A 22077-nucleotide genomic window follows, 5' to 3' on the forward strand; every position below is an offset into this window, starting at 1 on the left:
AGCACAATTAAAGCTAAATTTCCCCTTTTCAAATTATCCCCCCTTAAGTATGCCAAAAAACTCGTGTGTAATTTGCGAAAAGGTATAAAGTGCTTGAGGGGATGGAAGATAATCTAAGAAATTATTTCTAAAATCTATTGGATAGTCGCATACAACTGGGATTATATTTTTTTTTGTGTATTTTTCAAACAACATTTTGGCCCTTTTCATATGAATATACGATGTTACAAGTATTATATTTTCTTCTTTTACAATTTTAGCCACATTTTTGGCATTTTCTTTTGTTGTTCTTGATTTGTTTTCAACTAAGATATCATTTTCTGGGACCCCCAATGTAATTAGAAATTTTTTCATAAGGTCTGCTTCTGTTGTTCCTTTACCTATAACCCCGCCTGTTAGTATTATTTTTTGGTGTAAATTTTTGTAAACTTCAAACCCCTTAAATAATCTTTTTTGTGTATGCGACCCCAATTCTACGTGGTTTGAGTAATTTGTTATTCCACCTCCTAAGATTACAATGGTTCCAGTTTTTGGAATGGGAACTTCTTTAACGTAGAAGAGTTTAGAAACAACATAATTAAAGGCTGAAGTTGAAATGATATAGAGAAATATTGAAAGAATAATAAAAAATCGCCACATTTGGCGTCTTTTAAAAAGAAAATATAAAGAAAAGAGCACAAAAAATAATATTAAAATTCCTGGAAATTGTACAAAACTGCCGATCATTTTATACAAATAAATCATCTTTTTCCTCCGAAAAAGAATTTTCTTTCTGCTATTTCATCCATATTTTTGTTTTCCTTTCGTTGCTGCTCCAATTTGTTTTTTAATTCAAATCTTTCTTTTAATTTTTCAAATGACATTTTTTCCTTCCTTTTTTCAAGGTATTCCATAAGGATTTTTTCTTCAATGCCTTTTAATTGTTCCAATTTTTGGTACAATGCTTTTAAATGTCTTTCTCCATTTTTTTTGATCTCTAGGATCATTTGAAGGTAGGTACCTTGAATTTTTTTTCCTAAAATTTCGTCATTTAATTGTGAAATATATTTTTTATTTTTCTCTATTTCTTCTTTTAAATTGTCAATATCTTTTCTTATCTTAAATAACTGTTGTTTTTTTAATTCCTCTTCTTTTTTTGCAATATCGAGGAGTTTTTGTAGTCTAAATTTCATAGTCTTCTAAGAAATTTGTAAGGATTTTTACGTATAACTCCAGTATTTTTCTGCTTTCGTCTGAAAAGTTTATTCCGGAAAAATTATCGATGGATATACTGCCAACAACTTTTCCCCCTATCTTAAAGACACCTAACAATGGTCTAAATTTTTCATCAAACATGCCATACTTTTTAAACGTTTCTGCTAGTGGGCTTGTTTTTACAAGGCTTTTTGCGTCATCTATTTCAAATACGGTATAGCCTTTTTCTATATTTTCTTCTATCTTTTGTCCATAAGCGGTTTTTTCAGGTGGAAATTCAAGCATTTCTGCATTTTCATATCCAACTTCCGCAACGCATTTGTACTTGTTGTCTTTGATCAGCCAAATTGTTCCTTTTTCCGCCTCTGGAATGATTTCTACTATATCTTTTAATACTTTTTTAAGAAATGAATTAATTTCGATTTTTTTCCATGAAACTACTGCATCGACCATCTTTTCAAGTGTAAAATAATATCTTTTCTTCTTTGATTCATTTTCGATTTTTTCCAGCACATTTTCGATTTTTGGTAAAACAAGAGGAATAATGTAGTTTACAAATTTAAAGTAATTTGGCAAGCTTCTAATTACTAACTTGTATTCAAATAAAGGAATGACTATGTATTTTTCACCACTTACGCTGAATTCTTTTATACCTTCTTTTTGCATAGCTTTAAGACAAACTTTTTCTGGAAGATAAGTTTTTAGTATTTCATTTCCTTTTAATAGGGCATAATCACCTATTTTAATTTTTTCGTATAGTTTTTCCGAAAATAATTCAATAAAAAAGTCTTTACTATCTAAATTTGATAGTAATAATTCCCTTATTATTTCCGATATTTTTAAGTTTGTAGCAAGTATTAAATCGTTAAAATATTTCTGTGTTTCATCAAATTCAATGCCTGCGACACCATAAGTACCATCGCCTAATCTAATGGGTATTACAGTTACCTTGAAGTATTTACCGTTGTATTCTTTTTCGTACTCCTGTTTTTTCTTGGTTTTCATAACAGATTCTTCAATTTTTAGAGTTAGTGAATCATTAAAGATTTTTTCGTCGGTTTTTCCAACCACTTTCCTATCGTCCAAACCATATGTTTTTTTCCATTCTCTGTTTATCCAAATATATTTGTGTTTGTTGTCTTTTATAAAAGCTGGGGATGGTAATCTTTCGAAAAATTGTTGTAGGTAAAATAGATGTCTCATACTACCTCCTCCATTCTCACAGGTACTACTGTTGAGATATCATCTGCTTTTGTAATTCCCACCATTATATCAGCCGCCTCCATAACAATTTTTTTATGAGTTATTATTATTATCTGTGCATTAGAATTTTTAAGCAGTAACTTAAATCTTTCTGCGTTAAATTCGTCAAGTGGTGCATCTGGCTCATCAAGGACGTAGAAAGCACTTGGTTGGGCTTGTAGTAATGACATAAGTAGCGCAAGACCTACAAGAGCTTTTTCCCCTCCAGACAAAAGTTGTAATTTTTGAGCGCGGCCATCTCCCTTTGAAATAACAATTTCTATACCGCTTTCCAGAACATTATCTTTATCAAGGAGTCTTATATCACCTTTTCCGCTAAAGAATAGTTCTTTAATGTAATTTTTAAAAGTTTTCTTTATGGTGTTGAAGGTATTCATAAATATTTGCGTTGCCTCTTTATCTGTTGTTTCTATTAATTCTATTATTTTTTTTCTTGCATCTTCCAAATCTTTTTTCTGTTTTTCAAGAGATTCAAGTTTTTTTGAAACTTCAATGTATTCTTCTTCTGCCTCAAAGTCTACAGGTCCGATGTATTTTAGTTTAGTCTCAATATCTTCCATTTCATTTTTTAAGGTTTCTAATTCTTCTTTTGAAATTTTCACACTTTTTTTGTACTTTTCATCTATGTTTTCTATTTTCATCTTTATCTTTTGAATTTCAAGTTCTGTTGAATGGATTGTTTCCCTTAGTTTTTCTATTTCGTTTCTTTCTTTTTCCATTGTGTCTTCCAAATTTTCAAGTTCTTTTAATTTGTCTTTTTTTCCACTTTTGTCTTTGCTCATGTTTTTAAAGAGTGTTTCCGTTTCTTCTTTTAATGTTTTTAATTCTTCATCTATTTCTTTAATTGATAGTTTTAGTTTTTCCATTTTTTCTTTAAAGGAATGTGTTTCGTTTAATATTGATGAAGTCTCTATTTCAATTTCATCTTTTCTTTTTAAAAGTCTTTTAAGTTCACCATCGTATTGTATTTTTCTCTCTCTTAGACCCATTAAATCAGATTGTAGTTCCATATACTTTTCATTGATTTCTTCGATTTTTTCTTTATCACTGTACATTTCTTTATTTGAGTTATCTATATCTACTTTTAATTGTTTAGTTACGTCTTTTGAATTTTCCATTTCTATACTTATTATTTTTAATCTTTCATTAATTCCAGTTAATCTTAAAGTGGAATCTTTAAGTAATTTTTCCAGATTTGTTATCTCTTTATTCAATTCATTTTGAGATTTTACCAGTTCTTGTAGCATTCGTTTTGCAGAAGAACTTTTGCTGTTTATTTCTAGAAACTCCGAATTAATCACTTCATTGTACTTGTTTAGTTCATTTATTTCTTCTTTTAAGTGGGAAATTTGTTTGCTTGTCTTTTCTTCTATTTTCAATATGTTGTCTAATTCTTCTTTTAAATCTTCAAGTAATTTTTTTCGTAGAAGTGGTGAAATATGTTCTGATTTCCCGCCGGTCATAGTTCCGGAATTGCTTATTAATTCACCATCTAAGGTTGCAATTCTGAAATCAAATTTTTTCTTTATTTCTACAGCCGTGTCTATGTTGTTAACGATTATATCGTTACCAAATAGAAAATTTAAGAGTTTTTCCTCTTTGTTGATTTTAAGTTTTACAATATTTTTTGCAAAATTTATAGCTTTTTTCGGCAGAGTAGTAGTTTTTGTATATACTTTTATAAGGTCAAGTGGAATTATTGTAATTCTACCTATTTTTTCTTTTTTAGCAAATTGAAGAATTTTTTTTGCGACCTCGGAATCTTTGACCACTATGTGTTGTAATCTTCCCCCTAATAGTGCTTCGATTGCTTCAACGTATTTTTTGTCGACTTCTATAATGTTTGCAACGACATCGATAATTCCGGGAAATTGCTTTTTATTTTCAAATATTCGTTTTATAGCATGTGAATATCCTTGGTACTCTGAAAGTTGTCTTTTTATAATTAAAATTTCCGATTGTAATTCTTTTTTTCTTCTTATTAGTTTTTCTAGATTTTCCTTTAAAAGTTCCCTTTCTTGGGAAATGGATGTTCTTTTTTTTCTAATTTCATTTATTTCTTCTAGGAGTTGTTGAGTTTTTGAATCATATTTTTCGGCATTTTCAGTTAATTCTTGTATTTCAGCATCCAAATCTTTTTTTCTTTCGTATTTTATTTCAAGTTGCTCTTTTATCATGGAAATTCTCTCTTTTAATTCTTTTGAAGATGAAAGGAGTGATTTTTGTTCATTTTCCAATTTGTTGATATGTTTTTCCATCTCGTCGTATTCATTCTTTTTTTTCAGATATTCCATCTCTTTTGCCGAATATTTTGAAAGGAGTGAATTTCTTTCTTCTTCTATTTTTGAAAGTTTTTTCTCTTTTTCAGATATTTCACCTTTTAGAGAATCAAAAATAAGCGTAATTTCTTGCTCTCTGTCTTTAATTCTTTGTAATTCTTCCTTTAGTGAATCTATTTTTGACATTTTTTCCACATACGAGCTTTTTAAATCGTTTAGTCTATTTGTATAAGCATTTTTCAATTCAAGTAACTGATTTTGGCGGGTTTTTTGAGTTTCAAGCAATGATGTAAAATCTTCCATTTTTTTGTTTAAGTCATTGAATTCTTCTCTTAAAATATTCCATTTACTTTCAATTTCTGCGAGGTTTTTAATTTTTTCTTTTAACAAATCTTTGTATTTCGCGTGCTGACTTGTTAAAGAATTTAGTTTGAGTTTTTCAAAGTAATAAATTCCACCAAAATACCTTTCTTTCAACTGTTCTAATTTTTGTGAGTATTCTCTGTATTTTTCCGCTTTTTTTACTTTTATATATAGTCCTTTTTTGTTTTTTTCTATTTCATATATGACGTCTTTTAGCCTTTCGATGTTTGCCTCAGTACCGGCAAGTTTGGAGAGCGCTTCTTTCTTTTTTTCTATGTATATGGTTGTTCCAGCGGCATCTTCAAATAATTTTTTAAGCTCATCAGGACTGGACATGGCTATTTTATCTATTTTGCCCTGACCTATTATGGATACCATGCCGTTTGCCCCAAACAAATTTGTAATGTCTTTAAGTCTTGCTTTCTCGCCGTTTATAAAATATGTATTTTCGCCTGATGTGTTTAGTTCTCTTGCTATCTTATATTCCACGTTGTTAAAATCAAAGGTTAGTTCAACGTATGCGCTTTTGGATGCAGAATATTTTTTACTACCTTTAAATATAACATCAAATTTTTCTGAAGCACGTAAGTTTTTCAAAGAATGTTCTCCTAAAACCCATTGGATAGCCTCAACAATATTTGATTTTCCGGAACCATTTGGTCCAACTATGGCTGTAATATTTGGAGATATGGGAATTTTTGTAGGTTTCCCAAAGGATTTGAAACCTTTTAGAAAAATCTCCTTCAAAACAATGCTCAAACTTTGAGCCCTCCTATTTTTTTTCTGAATTTTTGAGAAACTTTAATAATATCACCAGCACCGGCAAAGATATACACGTTGTTTGGTTCAATTTCAATATTTAATATATCTTCTTTATTTTGTACAAAGGTTGCACCAATTTCCTCTGCAATAACCTCTGCGCTTATTTTTTCACTGTGTTCAAATGCACTGTATACTTCTGTTATGTATGTTCTATCCGCTATAGAAAGTGCTTTTGCAAATTCTTTCCATTCTCTTTTTAAGCGCGAAAATCTATGTGGTTGAAAAATTATGTTAATTTTTTTCCCTTTAAATACTTCTTTTGCCGTCAATATTAGACTTTTTATTTCAATAGGTGTATGTGAATAGTCATCCACGACAGTTATCTTTTCGTTGTTAAATGAAATTTGAAACCTTCTTCCAGGTAATACGAAATCTTTGAATGCGTCTAATACCGCATCTTTTTCATATCCCATTTCAAAACACAAAGCAATTACAGATAATGCGTTTAGCGCGTTGTGCAGACCTGGAACGTTTAAAACGAATTTTTTAGTTTTGTGTGGAGTTGAGATCTCGATTTTTTGCCTAAACCCCATTTTTTCTATGGACAAAATTTTGTAATCTGCATTCTCAAGACCAAATGTTTTTGCATTTCTAATTAAATTATTTTCAGAGTTTGATATACATATTTTAGCATTTTTACATGATTTTTCAAAACAGTTGTTATAATGTTGCAAATTTCTAAAATTTTCTATGTGATCATATCTTATATTGGTTATAATCAAGAAGTCCGGGCTATAATTTTCAAATCCAGGTTGACTTTCGTCCATCTCAAATACGGAAATATTTCCACCTTTCCTATAGTTTTTATATTCAAGCATAGGATGGGTAGAACCTAAAAATACTGTAGGGTTTTTTCCTAGTTTTAGAAGAACATGTGCCATCATTGAGGTAGTTGTGGTTTTTCCGTCTGTACCTGTTATACCTATCTTTTCATAGGGTTTTAATATTTTGATGTGGTGTTCTAACCTTGAAAGTATGGGAATATTTTTTTCCCTTGCTTTATTAATTTCTGGATTTGTGTCTGGGACTGCAGGAGTTCTAACTATTAAGTCGGCATTATCTATATTTTCGGGAAGGTGTTTTTTAAAAACTCTTATTCCTACATTTTCCAGATATTTGGTTCTTTCCGTGGAATAGGGATCTGTTCCAGAAACATCATTTCCCAAAAGGTGTTCGTGTATTGCTTGGGCGCTCATACCAATTCCACCGATACCTAAAAAGTGAATTTTCATTTTAACACCTCTTTTACTATTTCTTTTGCAATAATTTTTGCAGGATTTTCAAGCTTTTTGAAGTTTCTTGTTTTGTTTGAAAGTACAATTAGTTTATTTATTACATCTTCTAAATCCAAATTTTTTTCCCTTATTACAAATCCCAAGTTATTTTTTTCAATTTCTTTTGCATTTTCTAATTGATGAGATTCAGTGGCACCTTCCCACGGAATAACAATTGATGGAACTTGAAAATACAAAAGTTCACTAATTGTTGTGGCACCCGCCCTTGTAATTGCACAATTTACCGCTTTGTAGTAATCTGCCATATTTTCTATATATTTTTTAATTTCTATGTTTTCCTCACTACAGTAAAGTTCTTTTCCTCCGGAAGATAGTATAAAGTGAAAATCTTTCATTTTTTTTGAAAGATCGCATGTGAGTTTATTTAAAAATTCACTTCCACCACTTCCGCCAACAACTAATATGGTTTTTTTATCGAGTCTGATCTTTTTATTTTCATTTATAAATATGGGGTTTCCACTTACGATGACTTTTCTTTTAAAATACTTTTTGGAACTTTTAAATGACACAAATACTTTATCTGCAACTTTTGAAAGTCTTAAATTTGTAAGTCCTGGTATTACGTTTTGCTCGTGTATGAATAATGGAATTCTCAATTTTTTTGCGATAATTCCAACGGGATAACTAATGTATCCACCTGTAACAAAAACTATGTCTGGTTTGAAATCTTTTAGAGTTTTTTTTACTGTTTTTTGTGCATTTATTATTTTTAATATTCTTGATATATTTGCAAAAGAATAAATTGGTCTTACAAGGCCTTTTACATCCAACGATACAGTTTTATAAGTGTATTTTTTTAGTACTTTTTCCTCCAACTTCCCTTTAACGGTGAAGTACAATACGTCAATGGTTGTAATTTTTTGAAGTTCAGAGAGTACAGCAAGAGCTGGATAAAGGTGTCCTCCTGTTACCCCACCTGCTACTGCTATTTTAATCATTTTTCCACACCAAATTCTTTGGTATTCTTCCCTCAAGTGCATCTATTACATTTTCTGCAACCATTATAGCCATTTTTTCCCTTGTCTGGAATGTGGCAGAACCAATATGTGGTAAAAGTACAACGTTGTTGAGTTTTTCAAGCCCTTTTGTGATTTTTGGTTCGTTTTCATAAACATCGAAACCTGCACCTGCTATTTTCCCATCTTTTAATAGGTCATATAACACTTTTTCATCTACAATAGGGCCTCGTGCCGTATTAACTATTATTGCTGTAGGCTTTAGGAGTGAAAGTTTTTCACTATCAAGGAGATGATATGTTTCTTTGGTTAAAGGAGCATTTATAGATATAAAATCACTTTCTTTTAAAAGTGTTTCAAGATCCACGTATTTTGCGTTGTATTTATAATCATCTTCTACCTTTTTTCTGTTATGGTAAATCACATTCATTCCAAAGCCCAAAGCTCTTCTGGCAACGGCTTTTCCTATTCTTCCCATTCCTATTATTCCAAGTGTTTTTCCATATATTTCATATCCCAAGAAAAGATGTGGTTTCCAACCTTCAAATTTTCCTTCTCTTACAAATTTATCAGCTGGTATTATTTTTCTTGCGACTGCTAGTATTAAAGCCCATGCTATATCAGCTGTTGCCTCTGTCAATACATCAGGGGTATTTGTAACAAAGATACCTTTTTCTTTTGCGTATTCCACATCAATATTGTTGTATCCAACTGCGTAATTTGCTATAATTTTTAGTTTTTTTCCTGCGTCTATAAATTCTCTATCTATTGGATCTCTTAGTTGTGTAATTACGGCGTCGGCATCTTTTACCCTTTCTAGCATTTCACCTTTTGTCAAAAAGTTTTTACCTTCGTAAACATCTACATGAAATTTTTCTTTTAATAGTTTAATTCCCTTTTCTGGAATTTTATAAGTTATGAAAACCTTCATTTTACGCACCTCCTGGTAAATTATATCATTATTTTCAAATTTTTGAATTTACAATTTCTGCTCTGTGATTTTAAATATTTATTTGATATAATACAATAAAGATTAAAATGATTGGAGGAAAATTGAAAATATGAAGAATAGGGAGTTTTTAAAGTCAAATTGGATGGCGATTAAAGATACGGATAGAGAGAAAGGAATTGAAAAGCCAGATGTGGAAAGAGATTGTGGAAATCTGATAGCACTTCCAAGCTTTAATATGGGGAGAAAACCTTTCTATCAGGTAGTCAAAGAAAGGCTAAGTATAAGAAAATATTCTAAAGAACCGTTAACTTTAGAGGAACTTTCTTTTTTACTTTGGGCAACTCAGGGAGTAAGAAAGTATATAGAGAAAAAGAAGGTAATTTTTAGAACAGTCCCATCGGCGGGTTCTACACATCCATTTGATACCTATCTTATTGTTTTTAACATCGATAAAGTTGAAAAAGGGATTTACAGATATTCCGGTTTAAATCATGGTTTGTGTGAGATAAAAAAAGATAGCTTTGAGACTGATGTTATTGAAGCTACTTTGGGACAAAGATTTGTTGGAGAAAGTGCTGTGGTATTTGTTTGGGTGGCAGTACCATATAGAACAGAGTGGAAGTATAAAGAAGAATCGTATAAAACTATTGCCATTGATGCAGGGCATGTCTGTCAAAATCTTTACCTTGCCGCAACTGCTATAGATTGTGGGACCTGTGCAGTTGCTGCGTATGACCAAGATAAAATGGATAAATTGGTGGGTGTAGATGGAGAAGACGAGTTTGTAATTTATCTTGCGCCAGTTGGAAAAATATGAAGGGGGAATCGGAATGAAAAAGTTTGTGTTTGTTTTTTTGATAATTTCTTTACAGTTTTTTTCTCAAAGTTTGTATTTTGAACATGCAACAATTTATTATCCTGCAGGATATGACGAACTTGCTAAAAGAGTTGGTATAGAATTTGAAAATATTAGAAAATATGTGATAAATTTATTTAAAAATGATCCAGGCAGGGTAAATATATTTATTAAAACAAAGACTACAATCACAAATGGGTATGCTAACCCTGTCCAGAAAAATACAATTGTTATATATACTTGGCATCCAACGGGATATCTATACAATTATTTGCCATTTGATGATTGGTATAGGTATCTTTTGATTCACGAGTTCACGCATATAGTTACTTTAAAGTCTGATGAGGGTTATTTAAAAATTCTTTCCCAGTTGTCAATACCGTATTATCCAGATTTGGGGGTCTTTTCGGTTGAAGCTCCTACTGTTTTTTCTGAGTCTCAATTTTCAGAAAATTCTGGTAGATTGAGAAATCCTTTGGTGTCAGAAGCACTCTTTGATACTTTTAATGGTGAATTACCAGAAGATAAGATACCCAACGATTTTAGAGTTGGTCAGGTATTTTACAACGCAAATGGTGGTTTTTTTGAATATTTAAAGGAAAAATACGGCATGGATAAGGTTAACGCGTATTTAAAAGATGCACTGAAAAGATCGTACACTTATCCTGAATTAATGCTTGGTTTTTCCATTCCATATGTTTTTCTTTTTAGGGTGCCAACCTTTTTGGAAGATTTGTTTAAAAAGCATTTTGGTAGTACATATGATGAGGAAGTTTCAAATTGGTTGTCAAATTATGTTTTAAGAAAAGGAAGTAAACAAATTTATATTGGCGAAAATGAAAGAATTTACAAGGTGGAAAGGGAAAAAGATAAACTTTATATTTTGAAAAGTAGTTTTGGAAGTGTCTCTGGATATCTGGGATATCCTTTGAATAAACTAATAGTTCTTGTAGGCAAAAAAAAGGTAGAGGAATATAACGTATCTGCAGTGGATTTTAGGGTGGACAATGGGAAAATATACGCGCTTGTAAATAGTGATAAGATGGAAATTTGGAATGTAACAGATAATAAAAAGTTATTTGAAGGGTTTATTTCCGCTTTTGATGTGGAAAATGGAAATGTAATATACGCTGTTTATGATGATAAATACGATTCATCAAAAATTTTTGGTTTAGAAAAAGTTTTTGAGGTAAAAGGATTTGTAAGGAACTTAGTATATAACGGGAAAAATCTTTATTATCTTGTGGGAAATAAACTTTGGAAAGATGATAAGTTGCTAGATGATTATTATCTAAAAGGGGCATTTTTAAAAAAACAAGGAGAAAAAGTCTATGTGATTATGAAACAAAAAGGCTATATGGATTTAGTCGATATAGATGAGAAAAAAAGGGTAACAAAAGGTTTATTTGCATTTGATGCTTTAGTGGAAGATGATGGAATAGTTTACGTAGGTTATTCCCAAGCGGGAATGAATATTTACAAAGAAGAAAAAAATTTTTTGAGAAGTGATGTGGTATTTAAAAAAGTAAGAAAAGAAAGTATATTTGAAGCAAAGTACAAAAAATCGAGTTTTTGGGAGGATAAACTCTATAGTATTACACCATCAGTTTTTGCACCTTTTACGTTTACAACTTATTTTGTTCCCAATGATACGTTGGAAGGTTGGGGAGTTGGTGCCATTTTTGATTTTAAACCATCGGTAGATTCCGATTTGATTTTTGTGCCATTTTATACGGATTTAAAATATACTTTGGAACTACAAAGATATGAATGGATATTTAAGGAATATGGTCTGGGGTTTGCATATAGTTTTGAAAATGATAGGGTGAATTTTGCTAATTTTGGAGTTATAAAGGAAAAAGAGCCAAATGTCCTTGGGTATTCGTCTTTTAACTGGATTCCATTTGTAAGAAAGGTTTCGTATGATAAAACTTTTTATATACAAGCTTCAGTAGAGGCATATTATGATATTAATGGGGTATTTGTAAATCTGACTCCTAATATAGGGATAAATGCTGTCGATAAGAATTATGGAGGTTATTTTACCTTAAGTGCAACGAAAAATATTTCTTATTTTTTGATAGGTGGATACTTTTTGGATATTTTTAACCAAAAAACGTATAGTTATATAGATGTGAATTACGATTTAAATAACATAAGGTATAGTGTGATTTTAATTTCAAATATTTTTCCTTTTTACAAACAGTCCGGTATTGGTGTTGGGGCAATTGGAAAGAATGATATTCCAAGTTTTCTAGGTTATATTTATTTGGGAATACCCGATAACAATATGCTGTATTTGCAAGGAGGTTTAAAATTTTCTGAAGGAAAATGGGGATTATTTATAGGATTTGGAATAAAACCACACATGATTACTTTTGCAAAAGATATTTTATAGGAGGTAAAAATATGAAAAAGTTTGTTTTAATTATGTTATTAATATCATTTGTTTCTTTTGCAGAAACATATACAGCAACTTTTCCTATTTCTAATTGGAGTCAGCAATATCCTGAAAAAGCTTGGGGTGCAATTTATGTAAAAAATATATCTACAAGGGTTGTTGAAGATAAAATAGTGGCAGTAAATGTCTACAAGATAAATGATATTTCTGCTGTGCCTGGATATGGTCCATTTACTCAGGTTTCACAAACATTTTCCGTTGATTTTAATAACGACGGATATGCGGATATAATTTCATTAACGTATGATGGATGGGTAGTTATTAAGAAAAATAAGATGAAGGAGACTGGTGAATTAAGTTTTGAAGATGAAAGATATTTTAGACTTTTGGTAAAAAATGGTGATGGAACGATGATTGTAGATGATTTTGATAATGATGGAAAGTTAGATTTATTTTCCTTCAACAGTTGGCAATATGCACAATATGTGGATGATGTTTTAAATAAAAATGAATCTACTTACAAGAAAATTTCAAAAGATAAGAATTTTGTAACAGAGTGGACGGTTTCTGCTATGGCGAGTTATGATTACAACGGAGATGGGTACAAGGACATATTTTACGTGGATTATAAGGGAAGATTTTGGGTATGGATAAATGATAATTCTAAAGGTAGAGAGAGGTTTTTTAACAAAAATAATATTATTGAACTTTTTCGTGATAAGGATTTGTCTTCAAATGGTGGTGGTGCCGTTTTAGATATAGGAGATTTGAACAACGATGGAATAATAGATTTAATAGCGGGACATACCGATAAAAAAGATATATACGTGTATTTTGGAAAAATTGTGAATAATCAATTAGAGTTTGATGTGGAAAATAAGTTTGTGATAACAAGAGATGGAAAATTGGGAGAACACGTAAAAGTTGATCCAAGGTATTCAAATTCAAAATCACCGGAAGATTTACCGAGTTTTGGGCCTACAATAATTAAGATAACTGATGTGGATAGAGATGGATACAAAGATATCTTTGTGGGAACAGATGCGTGGAGACAAAATAAAGATTTTGGGGGAAGTGTGTACTTGTTTAAAGGGTTTAACATTACTTCAGATAATAAACCGGAATTTGTGAGTTTGGAATTGGTACACGGTAGTTATAGTTGGGAGGATAATCCACCGTATGATTTTGATGCGGGTACAGTTGCAGATTTGGATAATGATGGTGTACCAGATTTTGTGGCGGCAGATGGTAATCATTCCGGTAATTTTTACAAGATAATCACACAGACGCAAAAAGAGTATGAAACAGATGAAGCTGGTTATATAATAAGTGATTATCTACCAAATCTTGTTGGAATTTTACCAAAAGATTTACCAAATAACTTTGTAAAGAGGATAAAAGTAACTATTAAGTTCGATTTGTCACTTGGAGATGGTACATTTGAAATTAGATATGTAAAAAGTGGAATAAAAGACCCACAGCTTATCGATCCAGAGAGTTATCCTTTAATGCCAGGGGCAAGCGGTAAAATAGTTGGAAGTTTTACAACAGAGATAGAATTTGACAAACCTGTACCTGATCCACAGATAATAATAATCACAAGACCTGCTGGACCATTTTCCGCACCTCATATTACTTATTTGGAATACGAAATTGAAACGCAACCATCACAGGTTATAATTAAGGGATTTAATTGGATAAAAGGGGATAAATAGTATGAAAAAAGGCTCTTTGCTAGTTGAAACACTTGTAACGTTAATCATTATAACTTTTGCCTTTGGAATAGCATTTTTACCTTCGTGGAACCTTTTAAAGAAAACAAAGGAAAATTCAGAGCTTATAAAAATGTCTGAAATTTTATTGAACAAATGCGAAGAGTATACTTACTTTAGTGTTTCGAATATAGTAGCTGGCACATTCACCGAAGAGTATAATGGAGAAGTATATAAAATAACGATTTTAAAGAAGCATTTAGAAAGCAATTTCAACGTTTATTCAAATTATAGTGAAATTATTTATCCTATAATAACTGTTGTTACTATACGTGTAGAAAAAGATGGAAAGTATATTGAAGCACAGGTGGTGCCTCAACAATGGTGAGAAAAGGATTTAGTTTAATAGAAGTTTTGATTGTTATTACCATCATTTCAGTTTTGATGGGAATTGGATATGTGGGATTTGAGGTTGTATACAAAAATACGACGACAAATTCTAAGCTTTCTGGTATTACGCAAAATTTATTCTATTTGCTTGTAGATGCAAGAAGAGGTGCTGTTATTAAGAATAGAATTCATTGTATAAAGTTTGAAAATGGAAAATTTTCAAGCTTTGTTGATGAAGATTTGGATGGAATATCAGATGATGGTAAAAAATCTGAATTTTCTCTTGAAGATTCTATGGAAGTTTATCTAAATGGTAACAAAGTGGATAACTTCTTGATTTACACATACGATGGATTTTTTTTGAAAAATATAGGTGGATATTTAAATACAGATTATTCAAATTTGGAAATTGAGATAAAATTGGAAAGATCAAAGAAGATAATAATTGAGAATTCTTTACCAAAAATGGCGGAGTGATAATATGAGAAAAGGTTTTACCTTTGTTGAATTACTTGTGTCGCTAATTATACTCACATTAACTTTTCAAATAGTATTTTCGGTAGTTTTTAACATAATGGAATCGTACAAGATTTCAAAAGTAAATATGCAGAATTTATACGCTGAAAGTTATGTCTCACTTTTGTACGATATTTTGGAAAATGAACTAAAATATGCAGGAAGCGGTGGAGAACTTTTAAAAAATTTGTATAAACCTAGTTATGTTTTAGGGAATGTTTCTAGTTATATTCAAAAAGGAGAAAAATATTCAGAAATAACGGATCACATATGGCTTGCAAACTCTATAGATGTAAAAGAAGATACAAATAAACTGGAATTTTACGTAACTTATGTTGTAACATACAAGAATTTTTTCGTAAGAAATGCAGACGGTACGTATTCTCCGTTGTTTAAGGGGTATGTTGGGGATTTTAGATGGGCGATAATAAAAAATAAATTATCGCCCTCTACAGAAGGTTATTTTACAAGATTTGTAAAGCTAGATGTTGAAAAAATATCGGGTCCAGATGAATTTCCTGGAATTGTGGGTCCTGAGGATACGTTTAAAATTGAAGAGATAAATCTTGCTGATCAAACGGAAAAGGTTATGCTAGGTGACGAGGATAAGTATATCTATCCGTTGTCTAGAAATACACTTACTTCTGTAGAATTTTCAAAGAATCTTTTTAGGCAAATTAAAGTTGTGTTTGAAAAAAACACTGGAAAAATCTATATAGAAAAATTTTTCCCTATACTTGATTTAACAAAAAAAGTTTACAGACAGGATATACTGGAAAATGTAAAGAGTTTTGAAGTGTATGCCTTGTATTATCCTAACGGAGAAAAAAGACTTTCCGAGATAAAAAACCAAAGTTTTGATTTGAGTTCTATATACGCATTAAAGTTTTTAGTGACGTGGTCTTCTCCGTGGAAATTTGGCAGCAAAAATTTTGAAATTACAAAAACAAGAGTGATTTTACTTATTCCAAATTTGTGAGGGGAAAATATGAAAAAGGGATTTCTAAATATTTCGGTAGGTATAATTTTGATATTTTTTTCAGCAGTTTCAGCACTTTTGTTATCTTACTTATCGAGAGATGCAATACATGTACAAGAAAAAGTACTTGAAAGTATTGATAATACGTACACAAAGATAATGTATGTTTCTGGGGCAAATATTTGGAAAAAGTTTTTAACGGAGAATGCGGCATTTTGGGATTATATTCAAAAAGAATCTGATCCTTACAAAAACACAAGTCTTGTTTTTAATACTAATTTTAAGTATAATTTAAATTCAACTAGAGAGGTTGTTTATACGCTTGTTTCTACCACTACAACGTATGTGTACGTAGATAAATATATTAATGTAATTTTTGCGTTGAAAAAAGATGGAAAAATAATAGATCAAGGTATATCTTTTGACTTTGGCTGGCCTGGCATTTAAAGGTATTTTTTTATTTCACTTTTTAATAGTTTTGGTTCTTTTAAATGGATAACTTTAAAACCTAATCTTTTTCCCGTATTTATGTTTTCCAGCTTATCATCTATATACAAACATTTTGAAGGGTTTAGGTTGTACGTTTTGATTAGTATTTGGTAGATTTTTTCCTCTGGTTTAATAGATTTTACATGACTTGAAATTACAAGTCCATCAAAAAGTTTGAAAAAATCATATTTTTCGTATATGTATTTAAATGCGTTTTGACTGAAATTTGAAAGTATGTAAAGTCTGTAATTTTCTTTCAATTTATAAAGAATTTCTACGTTTTCAGTTATTGGGGTAAGTAATTCAAATACTTTATTTTTCATATGTAATATCTCATTTTTGTATTTTGGAAACATTTTTAATTTCTTTTCCCAAAGTGCGTTTTCATCTATTATCCCTTTGTCCATTAGGTTCCAATCTTCCGTATTAAAGACATTTTCCAATAAAAACTTTGTTGTTTGCACATCAAACACTTTTTCCATATATTTTTTAGGTTCCCAGTTTATTAATACTCTACCTAAATCAAAGATGATGCTTTCAACCATTTTATCCCTCCATCATTTTCTTTAATAAATTCTATTAACCTTTTATACGTTGGATTAATTTCAAGAGTACTTGAATTTCCAATTAATATAAGTTTTCTCTTTGCCCTTGTAAGTGCTACGTTTAATCTTCTAAGATCACTTAAAAATCCTATTTCTTTTCTTTTGTTTGATCGCACAAAAGAAATTATTATGACTTCTTTTTCGCGTCCTTGAAAACCATCAACTGTGTTGATATCGATATCTAAGTTGTAACTTCTAATTAATTCTACTTGGTCATCGTAAGGAGAAATAATACCAATCCAATTTTTATCTGCCCCTTCTTTTAGAAATTTTTCTACAATATGTTTAACAATTTGTGCTTCAAATTCGTTGAAGTATGAAGAAGAATCTTTTTTTTGTTTTTCAAAATGTTCAACATTTGAAGTGTCTATGAATATTAAAATGCTACTAGGATTTGTTATTATATCTTTTCCGCTAAAAGCAAGATCTTTTAGTGTTATATTTTTTACATGTGAAATTAAAATGTTGTTGTAAAACTCTCTGTTTGGAAATTCCATTAATTTTTCGTTCATTCTGTATTGGATTTTTAGTACCTCACTTCTTTTAGGATATTTTTCAATCAATTTCTCAAAGAGTGTTATAGAAAGTTCTTTTGCCTTATTTGAGAGAATAGTTGGTGGAAGTTGTTTGTGGTCTCCAGCAAGTATAAATTTTTCACCTTTGGATAGGGGAATCAATATACTTGGAATTGTAGATTGTGTAGCTTCATCAACTACAACCACATTAAAATTGTATTTGTCCAATATGTAAGAAGAGGAGTTTGTGGAAAAAACAACTTGAGAGTTTTCGATTATTTCATTTGCTATTTCCTCCTCTACTTTTGAAATTTTTTCTTTGATTTCTTCTATTTTGTTGTTTAGCTTTATCCATTCCGCCATGTCTTTAATTACTTTTAGAGGTATTCCCCGCTGTGTTTTGTTGTTTTTTGCAAGTTTTAATATTTGATTATCATTTAGTCCCCTTTTCCATTTTGGTATGGGTTTTTGAAATGTTTCTCTTTTTTCAAGTAGCTTTTCAAATTCATATTTTAATTTTTCTATATTTTTATATCTTTCGTGTGTTTGAATTTGAAAGATTAGAGATGATTTCTTTAAATTTTTGGAAATTCTTGAAGGGTGTCCCAGTCTTACATGTGAAACCTTATTTTCCAATCTTTCTATTAAATTATCCACTGCCAGATTACTATCCGCAGTTACCAATACTTTTTTTCCTCTTTTTACTTCTTGTATGATATATTCAACTAAGGTTCTTGTTTTTCCTGTGCCAAAAGGTCCATGGATTAAGAAAAAATCCTTGCTTCTTAAAGCTTTTGAAATTGTAAGTTTTTGAAATTTGTTTAATTTTTTATCTACTTCTTTGAATTTTTCTATGCCATTATCGGAAAGTATTCTAGTTTCTAGTATGTATGTCAATACTTTTTTTCCGTTCTTGTTTAAATTTTCCAAATTTTCGATTTGTCTTTTGTATGTTATGTCACTTGCGTATAAATCAAGTCTTACCTTTTTAAAACTTTTTGGAAGCAAGTTATTTGTTGATATAGTTATAAACCTTGTGCCTTTTTCCACGACTATACCCTTTATGTCACTTTTTGTTGGATCATTTTTACTTATTATTACCTCGTCTCCAACGGATATTTCTGTGTTTATGACTTTTTTTCTACCGAATTTTATAAGGTACATACCTAATTCTTCTCCAATTATTTTTGGGGTGAGGTCTAAAACGGCACGCCCTTTTTTTTCTCTTTGTGGTCCAGTTAGATTTTTCATTTCCCATTCCATTATTTTTACTTCTTCATTTCTTTCGAATTCAACAAGTTGTATTAATCTTTTGATGTATTTATCCAATTTAGATCACCTCAAATAGATTATATCATTGTTTTTTAGTGATATAATATACTAATAATATGTGAAGGAGGTATTTAAGCAATGAGATCGAAGATTATTACTTTTTTATTAATATTTTCCGCTATGGTATTTTCATTTGTTAATTTTAAGGGAATGACGCCATTTGTGGAAAATGAGAAATTTGTATTATCGAATGAAAATGTGGTGGCATCTATTGGAAATGATGGGCTTCTTGAAAATTTGGCATTAAAGGAAACAATGTTTGATGCAATATACAACATGTATTTTACACTCGATAAATCTAAAGTATCTTTTAAGAAAATAGAAGTGGTAAGTAATGAAAAGATAGCGGCATATGGAACAAACGGTACAAAAGATGTACGTGTTGAGTATGTGTTAACTCAAAATGGATTACACGTTAGTGTCTTTTCAGAAGAAGCAAAAGAGTTAAGAATGTTTTTCAAAGAAAGTGACTTGGATCCTATCTTTTTTAAGGAAAAAAATTATACTTTTATTCAGTGTAGGCATGTAGCATATGGTGTGATTTTTCCAAATGCGTTATCTATGTACAGAATAGGTGCTTTGATGTTTATGTCAAGAAAACCAGTGTTTGTAGGTAATTATTCAAAATTTGAATTTGATATTGTTGTTGATTGGGATGTACATAGTTTAAGGGAAAAATTTGGATTATTAGAATATCAAGATAAGTATGTGGTTTTGGATACGGAAAATAAACCTGTTGGAAATGTAACGGTGGTATTGTTAAAGGGGGATAAACCAGTAGATGTTTCAACCAGTAATTTTAAAGGGGAAATTTATTTTTCCGGTGTTGGAGATAATTTTAAATTGTTAAACGAGGATTTAAAAATAAAGAATTTTTCAAATGGTAAGATAGTACTCAATTTGCCAAAAAAGATTAGATTTTTATGGCAACCGTATCTTACTGGACTTTCAACGGATAATGTGTATGTGACATTCAAAGTTAATAGACCTAGCACGGCGGTATTGTTTATAAACGGTAAAAAAATAGAAGACAATCTTTATGATACATTTCATATGGTTAAGATAGATGATTTAAGTTTATCAACTAATTATGAAGGTGAAGTTGTTGTAGGTCGTTTAAAGGAGAAAATATCCTTTAAGACTGCAGGAGACAAAAAATACAAATTTTTAGTTTATGGCGATACTAGGACAAATACAGATTGGCATGAGATTATTTGCAATGAGATGTCGAAAGAAAATGCCCTTTTTGTGCTTCATACAGGAGATCTTGTAGAAAGTGGTCCTCAATTATTCGAGTGGGGATTGTTTTTTAATACGGGACATCCTCTTTTTTCAACAACCCCTATTATGCCTGTAATAGGAAATCACGAGCATAATGCCGTATACTATTATCAGGCTTTTATGCCACCAAAAATGGGAGGAGGAGATTTTCTTAAACAGTGGTATTCTTTTGACATGGGGGATGTGCACTATATTGTGCTTGATAGTGATGTTCAAGAGAATACTACTTTGGGTTTTTATCAAACTCAATGGTTAGAGAAAGATTTAAAAAAGACGAAAAAAGCTTATGTAATTGTATTATTTCACCATCCTTTCTTTTCAAATGTAAAAGGAAGGGGTCAAGAGTTTAGAGAGAAATGGCATGAACTTTTTGTGAAGTATAAAGTTTCTGCGGTTTTTAACGGACATATCCACCATTATGAGCGTTTTTTCAAAGATGGTGTAATGTATGTAACAACTGGCGGAGGTGGAGCTCCTTTTGGATATGGATTATATTCCAGTGATGTCTCTTATTTACCATTTTCCAAAGCCGCTGCAGCAGGTTATTTACATTATGTTGTAGGTAGTGTAAAAGATGGTAGTATCCATTTTGTTGTAAAAGCGGTTGGAAGGGAAGAAAATCACAAACTTTCAAAAGTATATGAAATTCTCGATGAGTTTGATATTTATCCCAGAGATTTAGAAAATTGATTAGGTCCCCGTACGGGGACCTATTTTTTTGAGCATTGCTATATAAAAATGTGTATAATGTTATTTTTTACGCTTTATTATTTTTACGTAAAATTAATTGAATTTATACAAGATAGAAAAAAAATAAAACACATGATAACATTAGAATGAAAAGTCTTAAAAAAAGGAGGTTCTAGTATGAGAATAGTTTGTTGGGGATTAGGTGCTATGGGAAGTGGAGTAGCAAAAAACATAGTTGAAAGTGATTTTATGAACTTGGTAGGAGCAATAGATTTTAACCATGCGGGAAAAGATGTTGGAGAAGTCTTAAATATGGAAAAGTTAGGTGTTGAGATTTCAAAAGAGAAAGAGATTATAGAAAGGACAAATCCTGATTTAGTTGTTATTGCCACATCTTCTTTTGTCAAAGATGTACTTCCGCAAATAGAATATGCAGTGAAAAACCACTGTAATGTTATTACAATAGCAGAGGAGATGGCTTTTCCATTTGATTCACACCCGGAGGAATCGTTATACATGGATAGTCTTGCAAAAAGATATGGGGTTTCCATCTTAGGTACAGGGGTAAATCCCGGTTTTGTACTTGATACTTTGATACTTTCCTTAACAGGTGTTTGTAATAGGGTGGATAAAATTATTGCAAGAAGAATAAATGATCTTTCTCCTTTTGGAAAAACAGTTATGGAAACACAAGGTGTTGGAACTACGCCAGAGGAATTTGAAGAAGGATTAAAGACGGGAAAAATAGTTGGACACATTGGATTTCCACAAAGTATTATGATGATAGCAAGGGCGTTGGGATGGAATATAACAAAGATCGAAGAAGAGAGAAAGCCGATAATTTCAAATGTTCATAGAGAAACTCCTGTCGTAAAGGTGGAACCTGGTATGGTGGCAGGTTGTAATCATTCTGCAAAGGCTTATATAGGTGATAGGGTAGTTATTGAAATGCAACACCCTCAACAGATACATCCACATCTTGAAGGGGTGGAAACAGGAGATTATATAGAAATATACGGAGATCCAGATATAAAACTTGCTATAAAGCCGGAAATACCAGGTGGTAAGGCTACAATAGCAATAGCAACGAATATGATTCCTATAGTAATTGATGCAACACCTGGGTTAAAGACTATGGCGGATTTACCTGTACCAAGATCTATCCTTTCAACAAAATGAGGTGATTT

Annotated in this window: 18 protein-coding genes; 9 read left to right on the forward strand and 9 right to left on the reverse strand. The window is 30.9% G+C overall.

Features of this window, described 5'->3' with window-relative positions; all coding sequences use genetic code 11:
* Positions 1 to 33: 33 nt before the first annotated feature.
* From XJ44_RS05190 to XJ44_RS05220, 7 genes are all read right to left on the reverse strand, one after another.
* A complete protein-coding gene (locus XJ44_RS05190) occupies positions 34 to 639 on the reverse strand; it encodes a YdcF family protein (RefSeq protein ID WP_233119521.1) in 606 nt (201 codons plus the stop codon).
* 101 nt (positions 640 to 740) lie between these two features.
* On the reverse strand, positions 741 to 1172 hold the full coding sequence (gene fliJ / locus XJ44_RS05195; RefSeq protein WP_075665948.1) for a flagellar export protein FliJ: 432 nt from the start codon (positions 1170 to 1172) through the stop codon (positions 741 to 743).
* Entirely contained in the window at positions 1162 to 2397 is a 1236-nt protein-coding gene (locus XJ44_RS05200; protein WP_077198303.1) for a PAS domain-containing protein, read from the reverse strand. Before XJ44_RS05200 ends, fliJ begins: the two co-directional genes overlap by 11 nt.
* Complete coding sequence (gene smc / locus XJ44_RS05205; RefSeq protein ID WP_084758772.1) at positions 2394 to 5858, reverse strand: chromosome segregation protein SMC; 3465 nt, start codon at positions 5856 to 5858, stop codon at positions 2394 to 2396. Before smc ends, XJ44_RS05200 begins: the two co-directional genes overlap by 4 nt.
* Positions 5855 to 7153, reverse strand: a complete 1299-nt coding sequence (murC, locus tag XJ44_RS05210; protein WP_075665950.1) for a UDP-N-acetylmuramate--L-alanine ligase — start codon at positions 7151 to 7153, stop codon at positions 5855 to 5857. The genes smc and murC overlap by 4 nt, the downstream gene beginning before the upstream one ends.
* The gene (murG, locus tag XJ44_RS05215; RefSeq protein WP_075665951.1) at positions 7150 to 8154 is read right to left on the reverse strand and encodes an undecaprenyldiphospho-muramoylpentapeptide beta-N-acetylglucosaminyltransferase; all 1005 of its coding nucleotides are present in this window, start codon (positions 8152 to 8154) and stop codon (positions 7150 to 7152) included. Before murG ends, murC begins: the two co-directional genes overlap by 4 nt.
* Complete coding sequence (locus XJ44_RS05220; protein ID WP_075665952.1) at positions 8147 to 9103, reverse strand: 2-hydroxyacid dehydrogenase; 957 nt, start codon at positions 9101 to 9103, stop codon at positions 8147 to 8149. The genes murG and XJ44_RS05220 overlap by 8 nt, the downstream gene beginning before the upstream one ends.
* Before the next feature lie 130 nt (positions 9104 to 9233).
* Between XJ44_RS05220 and XJ44_RS05225 the strand changes: the two genes are divergently transcribed.
* The 7 genes from XJ44_RS05225 to XJ44_RS05255 are packed head-to-tail and all read left to right on the forward strand — an operon-like array spanning position 9234 to position 16425.
* Positions 9234 to 9941, forward strand: coding sequence for a SagB/ThcOx family dehydrogenase (locus tag XJ44_RS05225; RefSeq protein WP_077198304.1), 708 nt, complete (start codon positions 9234 to 9236; stop codon positions 9939 to 9941).
* A 13-nt stretch (positions 9942 to 9954) separates the two neighbouring features.
* Complete coding sequence (locus XJ44_RS05230) at positions 9955 to 12378, forward strand: hypothetical protein (protein ID WP_077198305.1); 2424 nt, start codon at positions 9955 to 9957, stop codon at positions 12376 to 12378.
* A gap of 11 nt (positions 12379 to 12389) precedes the next feature.
* Positions 12390 to 14096: an FG-GAP repeat domain-containing protein gene (locus XJ44_RS05235; protein ID WP_077198406.1), complete on the forward strand. Its 1707-nt coding sequence runs from the start codon at positions 12390 to 12392 to the stop codon at positions 14094 to 14096.
* A 1-nt stretch (position 14097) separates the two neighbouring features.
* Positions 14098 to 14481, forward strand: a complete 384-nt coding sequence (locus XJ44_RS05240; protein WP_077198306.1) for a hypothetical protein — start codon at positions 14098 to 14100, stop codon at positions 14479 to 14481.
* Positions 14475 to 14960, forward strand: coding sequence for a prepilin-type N-terminal cleavage/methylation domain-containing protein (locus tag XJ44_RS05245; protein ID WP_077198307.1), 486 nt, complete (start codon positions 14475 to 14477; stop codon positions 14958 to 14960). Before XJ44_RS05240 ends, XJ44_RS05245 begins: the two co-directional genes overlap by 7 nt.
* Before the next feature lie 4 nt (positions 14961 to 14964).
* On the forward strand, positions 14965 to 15978 hold the full coding sequence (locus tag XJ44_RS05250) for a type II secretion system protein (RefSeq protein ID WP_077198308.1): 1014 nt from the start codon (positions 14965 to 14967) through the stop codon (positions 15976 to 15978).
* A gap of 9 nt (positions 15979 to 15987) precedes the next feature.
* Positions 15988 to 16425 (forward strand): hypothetical protein, encoded by a 438-nt coding sequence (locus XJ44_RS05255; RefSeq protein ID WP_075665958.1) that lies wholly within the window; start codon positions 15988 to 15990, stop codon positions 16423 to 16425.
* Here XJ44_RS05255 and XJ44_RS05260 read toward each other — a convergent pair.
* Both XJ44_RS05260 and XJ44_RS05265 read right to left on the reverse strand, forming a co-directional pair.
* Positions 16422 to 17012: an HAD family hydrolase gene (locus XJ44_RS05260; protein WP_077198309.1), complete on the reverse strand. Its 591-nt coding sequence runs from the start codon at positions 17010 to 17012 to the stop codon at positions 16422 to 16424. The two genes, XJ44_RS05255 and XJ44_RS05260, sit on opposite strands and share 4 nt — an antisense overlap.
* Complete coding sequence (locus XJ44_RS05265) at positions 16985 to 18916, reverse strand: IGHMBP2 family helicase (protein WP_077198310.1); 1932 nt, start codon at positions 18914 to 18916, stop codon at positions 16985 to 16987. The genes XJ44_RS05260 and XJ44_RS05265 overlap by 28 nt, the downstream gene beginning before the upstream one ends.
* Before the next feature lie 81 nt (positions 18917 to 18997).
* Here XJ44_RS05265 and XJ44_RS05270 point away from each other — a divergent pair, with 81 nt between their 5' ends.
* Together XJ44_RS05270 and ord are read left to right on the forward strand one after the other, a co-directional pair.
* Positions 18998 to 20890 (forward strand): metallophosphoesterase family protein, encoded by a 1893-nt coding sequence (locus XJ44_RS05270; RefSeq protein WP_077198311.1) that lies wholly within the window; start codon positions 18998 to 19000, stop codon positions 20888 to 20890.
* A 177-nt stretch (positions 20891 to 21067) separates the two neighbouring features.
* Positions 21068 to 22069: a 2,4-diaminopentanoate dehydrogenase gene (gene ord / locus XJ44_RS05275; protein WP_075665962.1), complete on the forward strand. Its 1002-nt coding sequence runs from the start codon at positions 21068 to 21070 to the stop codon at positions 22067 to 22069.
* Positions 22070 to 22077 lie beyond the last annotated feature (8 nt).

Source organism: Thermosipho affectus, from assembly GCF_001990485.1.
Lineage (GTDB): Bacteria > Thermotogota > Thermotogae > Thermotogales > Fervidobacteriaceae > Thermosipho > Thermosipho affectus.